This is a genomic window from Pseudomonas paraeruginosa PA7 (genome assembly GCF_000017205.1).
Lineage (GTDB): Bacteria > Pseudomonadota > Gammaproteobacteria > Pseudomonadales > Pseudomonadaceae > Pseudomonas > Pseudomonas paraeruginosa.
In genome coordinates this window covers 81,578-97,962 of the sequence record NC_009656.1, presented here as the reverse complement: position 1 = coordinate 97,962, position 16,385 = coordinate 81,578, and the positions used below count along the sequence as shown (strand labels likewise).

16 protein-coding genes are annotated in these 16,385 nt (G+C 56.9%); 2 read left to right on the top strand and 14 right to left on the bottom strand.

Annotation, left to right across the window (positions count from 1 at the left end; genetic code table 11):
• Nucleotides 1-83: 83 nt before the first annotated feature.
• Both PSPA7_RS00395 and PSPA7_RS30565 read right to left on the bottom strand, forming a co-directional pair.
• Nucleotides 84-587, bottom strand: coding sequence for a chlorite dismutase family protein (locus tag PSPA7_RS00395; protein WP_011914408.1), 504 nt, complete (start codon nucleotides 585-587; stop codon nucleotides 84-86).
• Nucleotides 588-670: 83 nt separating this feature from the next.
• Nucleotides 671-1,033, bottom strand: coding sequence for a cupin domain-containing protein (locus PSPA7_RS30565; RefSeq protein ID WP_071534424.1), 363 nt, complete (start codon nucleotides 1,031-1,033; stop codon nucleotides 671-673).
• 449 nt (nucleotides 1,034-1,482) lie between these two features.
• Between PSPA7_RS30565 and PSPA7_RS00390 the strand changes: the two genes are divergently transcribed.
• On the top strand, nucleotides 1,483-2,565 hold the full coding sequence (locus PSPA7_RS00390; RefSeq protein WP_011979100.1) for a DinB/UmuC family translesion DNA polymerase: 1,083 nt from the start codon (nucleotides 1,483-1,485) through the stop codon (nucleotides 2,563-2,565).
• Between the two features lie 643 nt (nucleotides 2,566-3,208).
• Here the strand turns inward: PSPA7_RS00390 and PSPA7_RS32585 are convergent.
• The 7 genes from PSPA7_RS32585 to PSPA7_RS00365 all read right to left on the bottom strand — a co-directional run bounded on the left by PSPA7_RS32585 (nucleotide 3,209) and on the right by PSPA7_RS00365 (nucleotide 7,540).
• On the bottom strand, nucleotides 3,209-3,490 hold the full coding sequence (locus PSPA7_RS32585) for a hypothetical protein (RefSeq protein WP_003152698.1): 282 nt from the start codon (nucleotides 3,488-3,490) through the stop codon (nucleotides 3,209-3,211).
• Nucleotides 3,491-3,829: 339 nt separating this feature from the next.
• Nucleotides 3,830-4,063 carry a hypothetical protein gene (locus PSPA7_RS00385; RefSeq protein WP_003152701.1) on the bottom strand — a complete coding sequence of 78 codons (234 nt, stop codon included), beginning with the start codon at nucleotides 4,061-4,063 and terminating at the stop codon, nucleotides 3,830-3,832.
• Between the two features lie 18 nt (nucleotides 4,064-4,081).
• The gene (locus PSPA7_RS31905; RefSeq protein ID WP_125093639.1) at nucleotides 4,082-4,333 is read right to left on the bottom strand and encodes a hypothetical protein; all 252 of its coding nucleotides are present in this window, start codon (nucleotides 4,331-4,333) and stop codon (nucleotides 4,082-4,084) included.
• Between the two features lie 184 nt (nucleotides 4,334-4,517).
• Nucleotides 4,518-5,120: a DUF6088 family protein gene (locus PSPA7_RS30545; protein WP_031300087.1), complete on the bottom strand. Its 603-nt coding sequence runs from the start codon at nucleotides 5,118-5,120 to the stop codon at nucleotides 4,518-4,520.
• 14 nt (nucleotides 5,121-5,134) lie between these two features.
• The gene (locus PSPA7_RS32885) at nucleotides 5,135-5,398 is read right to left on the bottom strand and encodes a BPSL0761 family protein (protein ID WP_011979096.1); all 264 of its coding nucleotides are present in this window, start codon (nucleotides 5,396-5,398) and stop codon (nucleotides 5,135-5,137) included.
• A gap of 154 nt (nucleotides 5,399-5,552) precedes the next feature.
• Nucleotides 5,553-6,953, bottom strand: coding sequence for a DEAD/DEAH box helicase (locus PSPA7_RS00370; RefSeq protein WP_011979095.1), 1,401 nt, complete (start codon nucleotides 6,951-6,953; stop codon nucleotides 5,553-5,555).
• The gene (locus tag PSPA7_RS00365) at nucleotides 6,950-7,540 is read right to left on the bottom strand and encodes a VspR family transcription factor (protein ID WP_034065828.1); all 591 of its coding nucleotides are present in this window, start codon (nucleotides 7,538-7,540) and stop codon (nucleotides 6,950-6,952) included. The genes PSPA7_RS00370 and PSPA7_RS00365 overlap by 4 nt, the downstream gene beginning before the upstream one ends.
• A gap of 101 nt (nucleotides 7,541-7,641) precedes the next feature.
• Between PSPA7_RS00365 and PSPA7_RS00360 the strand changes: the two genes are divergently transcribed.
• Nucleotides 7,642-7,863, top strand: a complete 222-nt coding sequence (locus PSPA7_RS00360) for a helix-turn-helix domain-containing protein (protein WP_011979093.1) — start codon at nucleotides 7,642-7,644, stop codon at nucleotides 7,861-7,863.
• 31 nt (nucleotides 7,864-7,894) lie between these two features.
• On the opposite strand, the gene PSPA7_RS00355 is transcribed toward PSPA7_RS00360, so the two are convergent.
• The 5 genes from PSPA7_RS00355 to PSPA7_RS31900 all read right to left on the bottom strand — a co-directional run bounded on the left by PSPA7_RS00355 (nucleotide 7,895) and on the right by PSPA7_RS31900 (nucleotide 16,381).
• The gene (locus PSPA7_RS00355) at nucleotides 7,895-11,098 is read right to left on the bottom strand and encodes a type I restriction endonuclease subunit R (protein ID WP_011979092.1); all 3,204 of its coding nucleotides are present in this window, start codon (nucleotides 11,096-11,098) and stop codon (nucleotides 7,895-7,897) included.
• Nucleotides 11,099-12,493 carry a restriction endonuclease subunit S gene (locus tag PSPA7_RS00350; protein WP_011979091.1) on the bottom strand — a complete coding sequence of 465 codons (1,395 nt, stop codon included), beginning with the start codon at nucleotides 12,491-12,493 and terminating at the stop codon, nucleotides 11,099-11,101. It abuts the gene before it with no gap.
• Nucleotides 12,490-14,466 carry a type I restriction-modification system subunit M gene (locus PSPA7_RS00345; RefSeq protein ID WP_011979090.1) on the bottom strand — a complete coding sequence of 659 codons (1,977 nt, stop codon included), beginning with the start codon at nucleotides 14,464-14,466 and terminating at the stop codon, nucleotides 12,490-12,492. The genes PSPA7_RS00350 and PSPA7_RS00345 overlap by 4 nt, the downstream gene beginning before the upstream one ends.
• A gap of 227 nt (nucleotides 14,467-14,693) precedes the next feature.
• A complete protein-coding gene (locus PSPA7_RS00340; RefSeq protein WP_169311241.1) occupies nucleotides 14,694-15,974 on the bottom strand; it encodes a tyrosine-type recombinase/integrase in 1,281 nt (426 codons plus the stop codon).
• Between the two features lie 29 nt (nucleotides 15,975-16,003).
• Complete coding sequence (locus PSPA7_RS31900; RefSeq protein ID WP_488400141.1) at nucleotides 16,004-16,381, bottom strand: VPA1267 family protein; 378 nt, start codon at nucleotides 16,379-16,381, stop codon at nucleotides 16,004-16,006.
• Nucleotides 16,382-16,385: the final 4 nt, after the last annotated feature.

Sequence of the window (16,385 nt, the reverse complement as noted above, 5' to 3'; positions counted from 1 at the left end):
CGACACACTAGATTTTTCGGGGTTTTGCTGGGCTGCGGGTGTCGCAGGAGTGTGCCGCACGTAGATCGAAGTTAAACCTGATGCTAGGCCGGCTCATGCACTAGCCGGATGTCGATTTCTCTGTCGACATACTGCCACTCCACCGAGGCTCGGAGTTCGGCCAGAAGCCTGTTAAAGGCCGTCTCATCAGACGGGGAATATTCGAACCAAGTCAAGAAGTCGAAGGGTTCGTTCTCGCCCAGGTCCCGACAATGGTGGAGGCGGCGGGCCACAGCAGGGAGATATTGGAGCCCGATGTGAATGTGACGGGACTGTTCCTCAAAAATCTTCCGGCGTTCGTCTTGAGACAGTCCCCACCATGAGGGGTTTTTCCGGATAGGGATCAGGGCGGCGCAGGTAGCCTCTGCTCGACCCAAGCTTGGCTGCTTCGCCACGAGACGATCCTTCTCTTCACGCACGACATAGCGCTCGTTACTCGTTATCCCGCGAAGGAGCCATTTGGTGCCCGGAGGCTGCGGCGAAACAGAGCCAGCGGCTACGTTGAGCCGTGGGATTCCAGGGAGAGGGGCTCCTGCCACGGCATTCATCGCAACAACGCGCCAAACCCCCGTTTCTCCACCAGCGAACGTAAATACTCGTGTATTCATCAGGTTCCTCTCAGGCCTTTCGCCTATTTCTCAGATAACGCAAAACCTGCACTGCCCGGCGCAACCACGGAGACAAATATGAAAGGTCCTGGACCAGAGTTCACGGCACCATGTACTTGCCCAGGTTTTGCAATGGCAATATCTCCAGCTTTAAGATGAATTTCTACGCCGTTGCCTTGATAATACTTGGCCTCACCTGAGATAACCGTCCAAGTATCTTGGCCGTGAGGATGGACATGGGCAGCTATTTCCTGCCTAGGGTAGGCGTGCCAAACTACAACGACAGAATCGTTGGTCTCCAGAACAACTGAACGGATCGGTTCGCCGTTAGACGGACGGACATATTCGTCCACCGAAAAAATCCGCGATTCCGTTTCTGCTTTCATGTTCACACTCCATTCCTGCACCGCAAGGTGACGTGCATCTGGCACTAACACCAAGACGAAGCCTTGATCTTGATGGGGGCGGAGAAGCTCGACACGCCGAACGGCATCATGAAGAGCACTTTCATGCGGCACCAACCATTTCTTTTAACGACACGAGGCTCGTATGCACATGACGATATGTACTTGAGCGCCTTTCGGAAAAGCTATGTTATAGGACGGAGACCGTCAATACTCCGTCGTGGGTAGGCATGACAGAACGGTAGGATAACGGCGACGTTTTGGTCATATGTACATGGGAGGGCGGTTCACCGCTCGGCAGGGGTGTTGTCGATGGACAGGTGTCCGCCTTCGATGTAACAGATCAGCTTTGACCGGTTACTAACAGGATGACCGGATGATCCGGTGAGCGACGGCGATCTCCTCAGAAGCTACAGCCATACCGGTTGGGTATGAGAAGCTCCAAGGGCGAGCATGGCCCGGTTCTTATTGACTTTCTATTACACATAAACGGTGACGTTTCCGCCCGGGTGGTGCGGGTGCTGCGCGAGCTGGCGCCGCGGCTTGAGGTGTATTCGATCGACGAGAGCTTTCTCGACCTGGCCGGGCTGGGCCGGCCGTTGGCTGGCTACGGGCGGCACATTCGCGCGGAGGTGCAGCGCCTGACGGGCATGCCGGTGGGGGTCGGCATCAGCACAACGAAAACCCTCGCAAAGTTGGCCAATTGGGCCGCCAAGCGGCGCAGCCAGAGCGGGGTGGTGGTGGCCACGCGGCCCGAGCAGCAGGCGGCGTTGCTCAAGGACGCGCCGCTGGGCGAGGTGTGGGGCGTGGGGCGCAAGCTGCAGGCGCACCTGGGCGCGCTGGGTGTTAAAACCGCCTGGGATCTGGCGCAGCAGGACGCCTGGACGATGCGCAAGCAGTTCTCGGTGGTGCTGGAGAAGACCATCCGCGAGCTGCGCGGCGAGGCGTGCTTCGCCCTGGACGAGGGGCCGGAGCCGAAGCAGATGATCACCTGCAGCCGCAGCTTTTCGCGCCGGGTGACGGAGCTGGCGCCGCTGCGCGAGGCGGTGGCCAGCTACGCCTGCCGCGCAGCGGAGAAGCTGCGCGCGCAAGGCGATGTGTGCCAGCTGCTGCAGGTGTATATCCGCACCGGGGTGTTCAACCCGGACGAGCCGCGCTACGCGCGCACCGCCAGCGTGCCGCTGCACACGCCGAGCAACGACTCGCGCGACCTGGTGCAGGCGGCGCTGGCCGGGCTGGAGGGTATCTACCGGCCCGGCTACCGGTACCAGAAAGCCGGGGTGATGCTGATGAACCTGGCCAGCCCCGGGCAGGTACAGGCCGACCTGTTCGCTCCGGCGCCGCGGCCGCGCAGCGCGGCGCTGATGGCAACCGTGGACAGGATCAACACCAACATGGGCCGCGGCACCGTGCGCCTGGCGCGCGTGCCGGCCCTGGGCGGCTGGTCGATGAAGCAGGAGCTGCGTTCTCCGGGATACACCTGCCGCTGGGACGAGCTGCCAAGGGTACTTTAGAACATGAACAGGTGAGGGAGCCGCCGTTGCTGACAGCGACCTACCAGGCGTACCAAGGATTAAGGAGGGCGTGACGCACCCACTATCATTGAGTCAGATGCTGCCGGTCGTGACAGGCCGAAGTCGAACCACAGCTATCGGTCGAGGTAGGCAACAACCGGCCAAGAGCTGCCCGAGTGCGAACTGACTCGCTCTAGTTGACTCAAGCGTTCATTGCCCCAGAGCAATCAGCGAGGCTGGACTGTCTGGCGGCTCTTGCGGCTCTATGATGAAACCTGCCTGATATCCAACACGACCCAGACCTCATACCCTTTCTCCCGTGCTGCTTTCTCGGCCTCGAGTTGGGCAGCGAGAGTACTGATGGAACGGGAGCGGTGCTCGAAGTGGAATGGCGAACCACCGTTCTTACGCACGCTCAATTCAACGAGTGTGAAGGTAGAGTGCTGTTTGGGTATGGGCTGCTTCGATTTCGAAGGCGCGAGGTCTAGGCCAAGTGCGCGCCGCATCTCGACTTCAGTGAGTTTTGCGTCAGTCAAGCGAGATCCCTAGAGCGATTGCGGGTGACGCCATTGTACCGAGAGGTCGTACTGACATGGCCTGAGTTCGATGCTGGCGAGCCAATAACCTCATCTCTGCGATATGGCTACGAATCGCCAAAGTAGTCATCACGGGCGACTAGTCCGAATGGGCGATCCTCGCAGGGCTGCTCATCGCTGAACATATTCTGCGTACGGCGCTCCTGCTTCAAAAACGCTAGTGCCGCGAAAAAACAACTTTCGCATAGATTGACTCGATAGCGTTCGCCATCATGCCCTGCGCCATAGCCCCAGAGCGCCTGGAGCGTCCCGAACTGCTCGCCGTATCCCGGCACCCTCGTATTGGTAGCGCATACATCGCAAATGGTGTCTTTATCGGTCTCTGTCACCGGGCAGTCCTCGTGTTCGTATTAAAGAGGGTAACCGAGGGCACTGCGCAACGGAGCGCCTTTTGCCAATTCTCCAGCCCCGCTGCGTTAGCTCAAGCATGGTCTGGTGCGCCATGCCAGCGGTGGATATGGCAGGTCTGCGACAACTGAACTGGGCTATCCAAAGGAGGATTCAAAAGCAGCTGCGCTGATATGCTTATCAACAGCTGCTGATGCAGAAATCCGCAATCCGACTGGGTCAATTTTCCATCAGCGCCAACACTTAAAGCTGTCCAACGACGACCTGTGCCATGACTCGTAACGCGACGAGTGTCCGGAGATGCGGTTGGCGTTGGTTCGTCATGGTTGTCCGCTGCACGTTTCTTGCGTTGCCGGCGGCGACCACTCCATTCCCTCTTCGAGGATCGGATGGCTTTCGCTCACGACGATCAACGGTTTGTTCCGATTCACCAGCGCGAACATGGCGATGGAGCCTTCGACATCCGTCACCGGCACCTCCCCCTGTGGGTCAAGCCTGCCAACCCAGACATATTGCCGGGTCTCCAAACATGCAAGGTAATACGAAATACCCATGTTTCCTCCGAATTCGAATCAAGTCTTTTGCTGTGCCAATCCGGAACAGGAGGCGGTGCTGCCGCAAACATCAAATGTTACCGCCAATGCATTTTTGACCCAGGTGCCGACGCTATTCTGACCCAACCCAGCAGTCTGAAAGCGAAATTCTACAACTCGTTTGGTGCTCGAAACTGGGTCAATGAAATTCCGGCATGTGGATGGAAAATGCACCGGCAGCAGCATGAAGCTGCTGGCGCGCGATCCATGGGTCTGTGCTTGGAACGACATCTGGTGATTTACCTACAGGATAAAACTGCGGCTTTGAGCTGGTCGCCACCAACTGGATGCGAAGCGGACAAGGGTCGGGCGGTTCTGGTTGGTGATCCGCTATAGACTGCTTCAGTAGCGTTGACACTGCTCCCTCAGACACATCTACGCTGTGCCGCCTGCGGGTCGACCTGATTCGAGCAGGTCATGTCAGCTCCAACGCCATGCGCATCCATTTCGGCATTTTGCAGGCCATTAATGTGGTTAGGTCTTCAGGCCTGAGCACCTTCTTGATCGCGGCAATGCATTCCGGGGTAGAACCGTCTTTACCGAGATAAAATAGTGCGCTGATAGCCATCCCCACCTCGGTCCCGGCTTGCTGCATGACCATTGGTGCCGCATGTACCAGCCGGACTTCAGCTTTCCCTATAAATAGCGATCGGCTGGACCCGCTTGTGTAATAGATTGAAATGAGTGGCATCTGGGTGCTCAGTCCAAACCTTCTAACCGCATTGGCACCATGAATCTGCAGAGCCTGACGGCTCTGTCTGGCAATCAAGCTCACCACTTCCCATGCGTTTGGGCGAACCCGTGCAACGTATCGACTGGATTTCGGGCGCATGTAGACTCCTCGATGCACCCGCTCAAGTTCGCCTCGGCTGACCAGACGGGCTATTGCCTTAGATACGGCGCTTCTCGTTCCAAGTGCCGCAAAACGCCTTGTGCTGAAGGGCTGCCCTTTGGGTAGGCGCATGACCCGTTGCGCAATGCGAGTGGATACCGGCTGGGCAGAATCAGTGCAGGACATTGCGGCGTTCATTTCTACTCGATGAAGTCCAATGACGAGCTGAACAGTGGCCAATGTAAGGCGATCACTCTCCGTCGGTATACATCATCTGGCGCATCACCTACCAGGCACTCTTCGAGGCGGCCCAGTGAGTAAATCTGGTCGGCCGACGGGTAATGTCTGAGCAGGCTTTTCGCATAGCTGCGGATATCCTGGGGTAGCTCAGTATTACGAGACAGCTCTCGCAGGAATTCTTCGGTCTTGATGACGCTGCGGGTTCTTTCGCGAGGAAGGGTCAATGCGGCTATCTCCTGATTTAATCAACCACGTCAATCGGAATCCGTGTCTTGAGCCCTATGCCCATCTTCCGAGCAGTCTGTTAACCGTTACGGCGGTCGAGCCGTCCGCCTTCGACAGCGGACGCCACTCCATTTGAGTAATGGTGTCACAGCACTAAAAACAAGCTAGCAATTGCTGCCTGTAATGCTGGGAAAAACTCACCTGATAGCTTGGCCCAGCTGCGCCCCCTCCAAGCGAGACGATGTTCGCGGTATCAGCTCCAATAACCTGCTCAACTCCAATTTTCATACTGTCATCCAGGCCATCGATATTACCGGCAGCTCCAATCAAGCCGGCCTTTGAACCTGAAGTGGACGCTGGCATCTGCACCTCGTTCAGCACTGCCAAGTCATCCGGCAGATCATCCGCAATTCGCTCTGCAAAGCTCTGCAGCGTCGGCTCAGCCAGCATAAACAGCCAGGCCTGATCATCGGATTCGCCTGTTCGCCGAAGCACCCGCCCCAGCACTTGCCTGTAATGCAGCTCGGTACGGATTCTGCTGAGGTAGCAGCACACTTGCAGGCGGGGAATGTCGGTGCCTTCGCTGATCATTCCGACGGCCACAATCCAGCGGCAGGCGCTGCTCCGGAATGCGTTGATCACCTGCTGCGCATCCGGGGTTTTGTTGGTCACGATGCGGCACTCTTCACCCATTGCTTCCAGAGCCAGTACAACTTGCTGGGCGTGTTCGATGTCTGTGGCCACCACCAAACCAGCGGCATCAGGTTTGATCTGGCGTAGCTCGTTCAGCTTGCTGCAGCCAAGATCGAGGATTGGATTGATCACCTCGTCATGACGCAGAAGTTCCTCATAGGTGACAGGTGACTCCCCTAAAAGCTTGGCGATGCTGGGAAACAGCCTCACGGAGCTATCCGCGCCAAGCTCTTCCGTAAGTTTCACCTTCTGATTGTCGAGCAACACAATGCGAGGTGATCGGCACACGTCGTCGGCAATGGCATCTTTCAAGCCATAACGGTAATCACAGATCAAATGCCCTTCGGGCGAAGAGTAGCGAGCCAATGCGATGGCCTTGTCGTCCGAACGCCAGGGCGTGCCAGACAGGGCCAACGTGAAGGCAGCCCGGTCCTGTATCCGATGCAGTATCTGCTGCCCCCAGGCATTGCTGAGCAGCGGATCGTGGCCGGCGCAATGGTGGATCTCATCGAAGACCACGAACACCCGGTAGTCATCAAGCAGCTGCCAGAATCCCTCATCACGGTATTCCATAGCCTGATAGGTATAAGCCGCGCCTACGGCACCTATCTGGCCGTCGAGACGCCTGCCTAGCACAGCCGCAAAGGTCGAACGAAAACCCTCCACGACCTGGCAGGACGGCGCAAAGCACAGCACCAAATCAATTCTGTCCTGCTCAAGCAGTCGGATGGCCAGTTCTGCAGCCATGCGCGTCTTTCCAGCTCCCGGCGTTGCCTGGCAGAAGAAGTGCGGCGTGACGGTGAAGTGCTCCAACGCCCGAGTGATGCAGCTGTTCTGCCAGCTCCGTAGCGAGCTGCTCATCGTGGCGCAGCGAGCGTTTTGAGGGTCTTTTCTATGGCGCGCAGATGCCCCAGTAGGCGAGAACTGCGATCCCTGGCCTCCAGATAATCGCCTTCAAGCTTGTCCCGCAAATGCGGCATCTCGTCCAGAAGCAGCTTGAATCGCTCCGCTTCGCCCATTGAAGTGAGAAAGTCCAAGCGGATTTCCTTGTGGAGCGCTTCCAACTGCAAATCCGTATTGGCTGACGACTCAAGCGGCAAAGCTTCCGCATCGCGTACCGCTGTGCCTGGCTCGGGCATTCCGGCGGCCATCAGGCTGTTCTCAAAACCGTTGTCTATCAGTTCGAGTTGCAGATGTGTCGGAATCGGCTGCAGGTGGTAAACCTGCCCTCGAACACGGCGGTCCTCGTCCGGTGAAACCCAGCCCGCGCGCACTAATCGGCGTATCTGCTCATACACATAGCGGCGCACATCGGCGATACGGAATTGTGTGCCACTCAAGCGAGCGGCATAGGCATCGCGCAGTTCGCGGGTCGTAAACGATGTACGCCCAGGCTCCTGAAGCAGCTCATACAGACGCCTGTCGAAGATATACGAGGCCGATTTCATTGAGGCACCAGAAGAAATAGCGCGAAAATGCGGATTATAATCCGTTGCTTGTACGTCCGCAAACGCACGATATTGCCGCCTCAAGTTGAATTGAGACGGTCATGGATAAGTTGGCGAAGGCGTTAGGGGAACGCATCCGAATGCAGAGGAAGGCCTGCCGGATTTCCCAGGATGCACTGGCGCTGGCGTGCAGTCTCGACCGCAGCTATGTAGGCCGGATCGAGCGTGGCGAGGTCAACATCACCGTCGAGAAGCTCTACCGCATCGCAGGCGAACTCGCCTGCGATCCTTCAAGCCTTCTGCCAAAGCCGTCTGAAATCTAACCAGAGCAAGTAATACCAGCGCTCAAGAAGGTCAGACAGCAGCGCCGCTGATACCTTGCCCCAAACCTCCAGCCGCCGTCAGCATCTTCAAAATCACCAACGCAAACGCCCGGCTCTTGGTCTCGTTATCCAGCACTTCCAACGACATCTTTTCGTTGTCGGTCATGGCATCCAGCACGGTGTCCAGTACGCGCTTGGGGAACAGGCCATGCATCACCTGTTCGACCGAGTGGTTGTTGACCTGGGCCATCACATCCTCCTGACGACTGATGCGATTGGCGATGCCGGTGAGGAACTGCAGCTGATCCTCATCGCTCACCTCGGCACCGAAGATATCGTTCAGCGCCTCGATGATTTCCGATAGCCGCTTCTTCTCCGGGTCATGGGGTTTGCCGCTGCCCAGTCCTGTAGGCGGTTTGAGGCCGTAGTCGCCTTGTTCCTCGCTCAAGCGCAGCTGGTGCTCGGCGCGCTTGGTCAGGCGGTAGTGGGTCAGTTGCAGTTCGCCCACGTCCACGTCTTCCTGATCGAGGCGATCCACACGCAGCAGCGGGTGCAGGTGCTTGGCATACACGCACAGCTGCTCCAGCTCACGATCCTCATACGGAATAATCTGCGAGAGGAACTCGTACAGGCGCACGAAGCTCTGCAGGTTCTTCTTGAACAGGTCGAGCTGATCCACCTGCTCGCCGGCTTCCTTCACGGCTGCTTCGGCCTTTTTCACGCCGGCGCTGTCGCCGTTCTGCTCGGCGGTACGCTTGAAGTCCAGCGCGTGCTGGCGTGATTCCTGGGCCAGCTTGTAGCGCTTGGCGAAGCGCTCCTTGGCCGGCGCGCAGTAGTAACTGAGCTTGCTGGCGGCGGCCTTGGGGTCGAAGAAAGCCAGCGCGAATGCCGCCACTTCCTCCCAGTGGTAAATGCCCTCGGCATCCAGCTTCTTCTGCAGGTCATAGATCAGCTGCGGGTCGGTCACATCAGTCAGCTCGGCCTTGGTGTAGTACGGCAGAAAGGCGTCGAGAATGTCCTGAGGATCGTTGAAGAAGTCGAGGATGAAGGTCGGCTTGCTGTCGCCGAAGGTACGGTTCAGGCGCGACAGGGTTTGCACGCAGTCCACGCCTTGCAGCTTCTTGTCCACGTACATGGCGCAGAGCTTGGGCTGATCGAAGCCGGTCTGGTACTTGTTGGCGGCGATCATCACGTTGAAGTCCTGGGTGTCGAAGGCCTCAGCCAGATCACGCCCGTTCAAGCCGGGGTTGAGCAGGCTGCTGCTTTCCGTCACCTCTTCGGGAATCACCCCATCCGGCAGCACACTGCCGGAGAAGGCCACCAGCGGGTGCACATCGGTGTAGCCCATCTGCTTCACATAGGCCTGCACTGCCAACTGGTAGCGCACGGCTTCCTGCCGGCTGCTGGTGACCACCATGGCCTTGGCCTGGCCGCCCAGCAGGTGGCGGATATTGGCGCGGAAGTGTCCGACGATCACCTCCACCTTCTGGTTGATGTTGTACGGATGCAGGCGCACCCAGCGCGCCAGCTTCATGCGCGCCTTCTTCGAGTCCACTTCCTCGTCGTCGCCGTCCGGGTGGGCGATCTTCCAGGCGGTGCTGTAGGTGGTGTAGTTCTGCAGCACATCGAGGATGAAACCTTCCTCGATGGCCTGGCGCATGGAGTACAGGTGGAACGCCTCGGGCTTGTTGTCGGCGCTCGCCGGCAATGTTGGGTCGGGAACGCGACCGAACAGCTCCAGGGTCTTGGCCTTGGGCGTGGCGGTAAAGGCGTAGTAGCTGATGCGCTCGTTGGGCGCACGGGCGGCCACGGCGGCATCCAGCAACTCTTCGGCGCTGATTTCTTCCGCGTCCCCTTCTTTGCCCAAGACGGCATCGCTGCCGAGAATCTGCTTGAGCTTGCTGGCCGATGAGCCGGTTTGCGAGGAGTGCGCCTCGTCGGCAATCACCGCATAGTGCCCGCTGGCCAGCTTGGGGTACTTGTCCAGCGCATCGAACAGCGCCGGGAAGGTCTGGATGGTGACGATGATGATGCGCGTCTGCTCGGCCAGCGCCTCGGCGAGTTGCTCGGACTTGCTCTGGCTGCCGATATCGCGGGTGATGCACTTGACCACGCCCTGGGCGTGCTCGAACTGGTAGATGGTGTCCTGCAGCTGCTTGTCCAGCACGGTGCGGTCGGTAATCACGATCACCGAGTTGAACAGGCGCTGGCCTTCGGCATCGTAGAGCGAGGCCAGCTGGTGTGCCGTCCAGGCAATCGAGTTGGACTTACCCGAGCCGGCGCTGTGCTGGATCAGGTAACGCTTGCCCGGCCCCTCATTGCGGGTGGTCTCGATCAGCCTGTTGACCACTTCCCACTGGTGGTAGCGCGGGAAGATCAGGGTCTCCTTGGTCACGCGCTTGCCGTCTGCATCTTCCTTCACGCTCTTCTGCAGGTGCAGGAAGCGGCCCAGCACCTTGAGCCAGGCATCCGGCTGGAACAGGCGCTGCCACAGGTAGCCGGTGGCGTACTGGCTGTCATCCGGCGCGGGCGGGTTGCCGGCACCGCCGTCGAGGCTGCCGAGGTTGAACGGCAGGAAGAAGGTTTCCTTGCCGGCCAGTTGGGTGGTCATCGCCACCTCATCCTGGCTGACGGCAAAGTGCACCAACGCGCCGCGCTTGAAGGTCAGCAGCGGCTCGGGCTTGCGCGTCAGCGGGTCTTTCACCGGGCGGTCGTAGCGATACTGGCGCTTGGCATTTTCCACGCTCTGCTTGAACTCGCTTTTCAGCTCCAGCGTGGCGACGGGGATGCCGTTGACGAACAGCACCAGATCCAGACGCGGGTTGTATTCCCCTTCACGGCAGTGGGGGGAGTACGACACCTCCTGCACCACGCGCAGGCGGTTGCACTGGTAGCGCTTGAGGGTGTCCGGATTCATGCCGTGGTCGGGCTTGAAGCTGCATGCCTCGATCTTCACCCCCGGCAGCTTGAAGCCATGGCGCAGCACATCCAGGGTGCCGTCCTGCTCCAGCTCGCGCACCAGCTTCTGCACCAGCACGCTTTCAGGGTTGTTCGGGTTGGCTTTGGCGAACTTGTCCCAACGCTCGGGCCAGGCGTCCTTGAAGTAACCGAGAAAGTCCTCGGTATACAGCGCCGTGCGGCGGTCATAGCCACTGGCCGGGCCGGTCAGCCAGCCCTGGGCGACCATGGCGGTGATGATGTCCTGCTGGAACTGGGCTTCCTTGCTGTCCGCCATTTAGTCGGCCTCTGCTACTGCTGGTTCGGGGGCTTGGGTACTGGCCGGTGGTTGCCAGCCGCGTACGTCGATTTTGCCGGTGACGGCAGCGGAGATTAGGGCGGTGCGGCGCTCTTGGAGCAAGAGTAAGCTTCGTTTGGTCTCGGACATTAGCGAGTCCATCTCTAACTCACCACTTTCAATGAAAGAGACTATGCGAGCCTGCTCCTCAAGAGGGGGAATAGGGAGATTCAAAAATTTCACATTGCCGCAGTTCAAATGCGGGTGCATCGCGCCCGTTTGAATAGAAAGCAAGCTGTGATATCCATAAGTTGAATTTAGAACCCATGACACCCACTCGCCTAAAACAACCTCACGGACAGGCGAGACAATAATCAGCGCATGACAATTACATCCAGCGTGCTCTTCTGTAACAACGGCGACCTGCCCAATATCACCAGTTTGAACAATTAGCACATCGCCGGAAGCAAGGATTGATTTTGCATGCTCAGCGCTCCATTGCTCTGACACGAAATACGGCACTTCAAATTTTATCTTATTAGACTTTATGTGTAGCGACTGTAAGTAACGAACACCTGGCTCATCGACCAATATGTCACGTGTAGGCCCTACATACCCGTTGGTAATTTTTTTGCTTATCGATGAGATTGATCTGACCTCCCAATGCGCCGGCACCTCACCCAGCCACTCCACGCCGGAGTCTTTCATCGGCACCGTCGGGTCGAGGCCTTTGGTGACGGCGTGAGAGATGACGGCCTGGCGCTTTTCCTTGAGCAGTTCGATCAGGCGCTGCTGCTCTTCGATCAGCGCGTCGATGCGGGCGGTTTCGTGGTCGAGGAAGCGGGCGATTTGGGTTTGTTCTTCAAGCGAAGGCGTAACAACTCGAATATTACCTAGAAGCCCGCGACTAATACGTTGCATTGTGGCCCCACGAGCAAGGTTACTCGTGTGCTTAAAATACTCTTCACTGCTAAACAGATAAACGATGAATTTCTTATAAAACTTTAAGTCCGGCCTAAAAATAACATTATCAACAGAGGTGACCACTCTCCCACCGAGGTTTGGAACCACGCAGGCCCGCCCAATAGGGTTGTTTAAACGAGAGACCAGAACGTCACCCTCGTAAACCTCTGTACATCTGAGGGCATGGAAAGTTTCTTCGGAAATAAATCCAGCACCTTGCTCTTTATACGCACCCTCGCCGACATTCCCTGTTGTTATGTAGCGAATCCCATCTGACGAAATATCCTTGCTCTCAATCCAGTCACCATCTAAGAACAATGAATTTCGCTCAAGCGCCATGTACTTAATGGGAACACTACTCCAATGGTCAGGCACTTGGTCTAACCACTCGACCCCTGAAGCTCTGTATTTTGGATAACAGGGAAACGTCATGCCGACAGCCCCTCGATCATCTGCTTGATGCGGTCGGTGCAGCCTTTCAGGTCGCGGTCGATTTCTTCCAGCGGGCGCGGCGGCTGGAACACATAGAAGTGCCGGTTAAACGGAATCTCGAAGCCGACGATGCCGACTTCGCCGTCCTGTTCATCACGCTTGCTTTCGTCGATCCAGGCATCCGCCACATGGGGTTTTACTTCGCGCTCGAAGTAGTCGTACACCGACTCGCCCAGCGGTACGTTCTCGTTGTCGCGCAGGCCGGCATCGGCTTCCGGCTGGCCTTTGACCATGCAGATATCCGCTTCGGAGTCGCGCTCGCTTAAGCCGCTGAGGATGGCCTTCAGCTCGGGCGTGCTGGGTGATACATCGTGGGCGCTGAGCGTCTTTTTCAGCAGCTTGCTGAACTGCTCGCGGTTGCGATGTACCACGCTGGCATCCATGGCTTGCAGGGCTTCGATCAGGCGCTGGCGGGCCGGGGCTTCCAGCTTCTCGATGGCTTTTTCTTCCAGCACCTTTTCAATGCGCTGGCTACTTACCTGGAAGTTCAGGCGCAGTGGGCGCTCGACGGTGATGCGCCGGTAGCCGAAGGCTTCGACGGGGAAGATCTTGCTCTGCGCGGTTTCCTCGAAGCGGCCATAGAGTCGCACCAGCGCGTCGATCTGCTCCTCGGTGAGGTACTGGCGCTTGCTGCCGAGGGATTTACGCATCTTGGCGAAGTGCTGGCTGCCATCGATCAACTGCACCTTGCCCTGGCGCGCGGCGGCCTTGTGGTTGCTCAGCACCCACACATAGGTGGCGATGCCGGTGTTGTAGAACATGTCGGTAGGCAGGGCGATGATGGCTTCGACCAGATCGTTCTGCAGCAGGTAACGGCGAATCTCCGACTCGCCCGAACCGGCGCCACCGGTAAACAGCGGCGAGCCGTTGAGGATGATGCCGATGCGCGAGCCACCTTCGCGCGGGTCACGCATCTTGCTGACCAGGTGCAGCAGGAACAGCAGCGAGCCATCGGACACACGCGGCAGGCCGGGGCCGAAGCGGCCGTTAAAGCCCTTTTCGCTGTGCTCGTCGGTGATCTGCTTCTGAACCTTCTTCCACTCCACGCCGAACGGCGGGTTACTGAGCATGAAGTCGAAGCGGCTGTCGGCCAGTTGGTCGTCGGACAGGGTGTTGCCCAGCTTGATGCTGGTGACGTCCTGGCCCTTGATCAGCATGTCCGCCTTGCAGATGGCGTAGGACTCGGGGTTGAGCTCCTGGCCATGCAGCGACACGGTGACCTGCTGGCTGATGGACTGGATGTACTCGTCGCCCTCGGAGAGGAAGCCGCCGGTGCCGGCAGTCGGGTCGTAGATGGTGACGATGCTGTTGGGCTTGAGCTTGTCGTCCTGCCCGGTGATCACCAGCGAGGTGGTCAGGTGCACGATATCGCGTGGGGTGAAGTGCTCCCCGGCGGTTTCGTTGGAGCTTTCTGCGAACTTACGGATCAGCTCTTCGAAGATGATGCCCATGCCGAAGTTGCTGATGCGCTCGGGGCTCAGATCAGTCGCGGCAAAGCGCTGCACCACCTGATACAGCAGGTTGGCGGCGGAGAGCTGCTGCACGAAGTCTTCAAAGTGGAAGTGCTCGAAGATCTCGCGGGCGTCCTTGCTGAAGGACTGCACGTAGCTCATCAGGTCGGCTGCGGTCTGGGTGTCGGACAGCGTGCCCAGGGTCAGCTTGGAGGCATTGAAGAACTGCTGCCCGGCAGCGCGCAGCAACAGGCGCTCACGCACCAGGTCAGGCCGGCCTTCCTGCGCATAGGACTCACGGATCACCGCTTCCCTGGTCGGCTCCAGCACACATTCCATGCGGCGCAGCAGGGTGAACGGCAGGATGATGCGGCCGTACTGCGACTGCTTGAAGTCACCGCGCAGCAGGTCGGCAATCGACCAGAGAAAGGCGGCGGTCTGGGAATGGTTTTCCGTGTTCACGCAGCTGCTCCTTGAAAGGCGTGCAAAGCGCCGAGTGTAACTGAAGAGGGGCAGGCGAAATCACTTCGAACCCAAAGCCGTTGGCGTTTAAAGCGCTGATGCGTCCAGACCTATCTACAGAGGCAAGTCAGCCGGCGGCACCTTCCCGATTTGTCCTGACCGTATGCACTCCCATATCGACGTGTCCAGAGCTGCTCACCAAGAAGGCAGCATGTCTAGTGCCTGTTCTATACCACAATCTCAGAGTAATTATGTCGGTCTAAAATAGCGGACAAACCAGCATCAACGCGCGAACGATGAAGATCAGTCAGAAGATTGTCGTGCACATATCGGTTGACTAGATGAACATAGTATTCAAGTGTAGTTCTAACATCAGTGTGGCCCAGCATTTTCCTGAGATCTTCGTCGAGCGCTGCATCGTAAACAAAACTCCTTCCAAGTCTATTCTGGGCTTTCAACGCCTCATAAACAAAATATGTCGCACAGGTGTGCCTGAGCATTCGTGCATTGAATCGTATGGCTTTAAAATCAGTAGCGCTCTCGGAGTTCTTCGCTGCAGAAACCACCTTGCTAAAGTTATAACCAAGCATTCCATGAGTAACAACATCACCACGAGCGGAAAGAAACAAGTCGCTATTCCTTGGTGGAATGCCATGCTTAGCCTCATATAGCTTCGCTCGTTGCCGCCTTAAGGGTAAATAATACTCGCAAATAACTCTCCACAGCTTCCCTGGAAAGTCTATGGAGCGCCATTTTCCCTTGGACCTAAAATAATAATAGATCGCGCCATTATCTAACCCTTCTGGGTACTCACCCTCATCATAAGGAATGAATCCATAATTTTCATTTCTCCCTCGGTAAGGCAATTGAAAAAGATCAATCGGTCTAAGCCCGGTAATTCGTATGATCGCTGCGATAATTTGATAAACAGGATCATTCAACACGCTGAGAGCTATTTCATAATCAGTTTGCCTTACAAATTTCTGCATTTCTCGTTGATGCATTGCTGGTCTACCACTGGGCAGATTAAATCCCAAGGTAGTAACTTTAACCACTGGGTTGATATGGGCCAGGAGTTTCTGGTCTTTCAGCATGTATCGGATATCAGTCCTACTGATATCCAAATAGTGTTTATAGCCCTGCTTTTCGGCCCACTGATAGAAGCTCCAGACCCTTGCCGCAATGTGATACATGGTTTTGTGAGACGGACCATCAGGAAGCGCATCCGTTGGAGATGCTATGTGAACAAGGAAGGCATCAAAAACATCCTCATCCACCAACTGCCAGTTCTGCGCGCCAAATACAACTTCAGCCCCTTCGATTGGGCTATCGTCCAACCACTGCAAAAACCTTCTCAGGATATTCGCATAGTTTCTTGTCGTTTCATCACTCCTTGAACGTATCTTCGAGACAGCCATCGCCCACATGGTCGGTGCTTCAAGGACGTTATGATTATCATCAAAATAAATCCCTACGCGCTCTCGCATATAGCCAGAGTGGCTGGCCAAACCGTTTCCAAAATGAAGGATACACATAACTATTTTGGCCTCGACAAGGGGTACACCACAAGCGAATTAGAAACTTCATTTAAATAGTCATTAAACTTACAAAGCGAAGCAGACAAATCTCCTAACCGCTGCTCTAATTCTTCATCATGAGTTAAACCATTTTGGTGAGCACAATTGGCATCCGCACTGCGCCCATAAAGAACACCATGCGCTCTTAATTCGGACTCAAGATCACGAAGCAGAGTTACTACCTGTGAGTTTTGATAAATTATGCTTCGCTGAATCCCACACGCTTCAACCAGCTTTACTCTTGAAAGCCTAGTCATATCTGCTGAAACGAAATCAGCCCAGTCTCCCATGCGACGTCGCTCTTCAACAAACGATTGGAAACGCTTTAGACTATTCACTGAT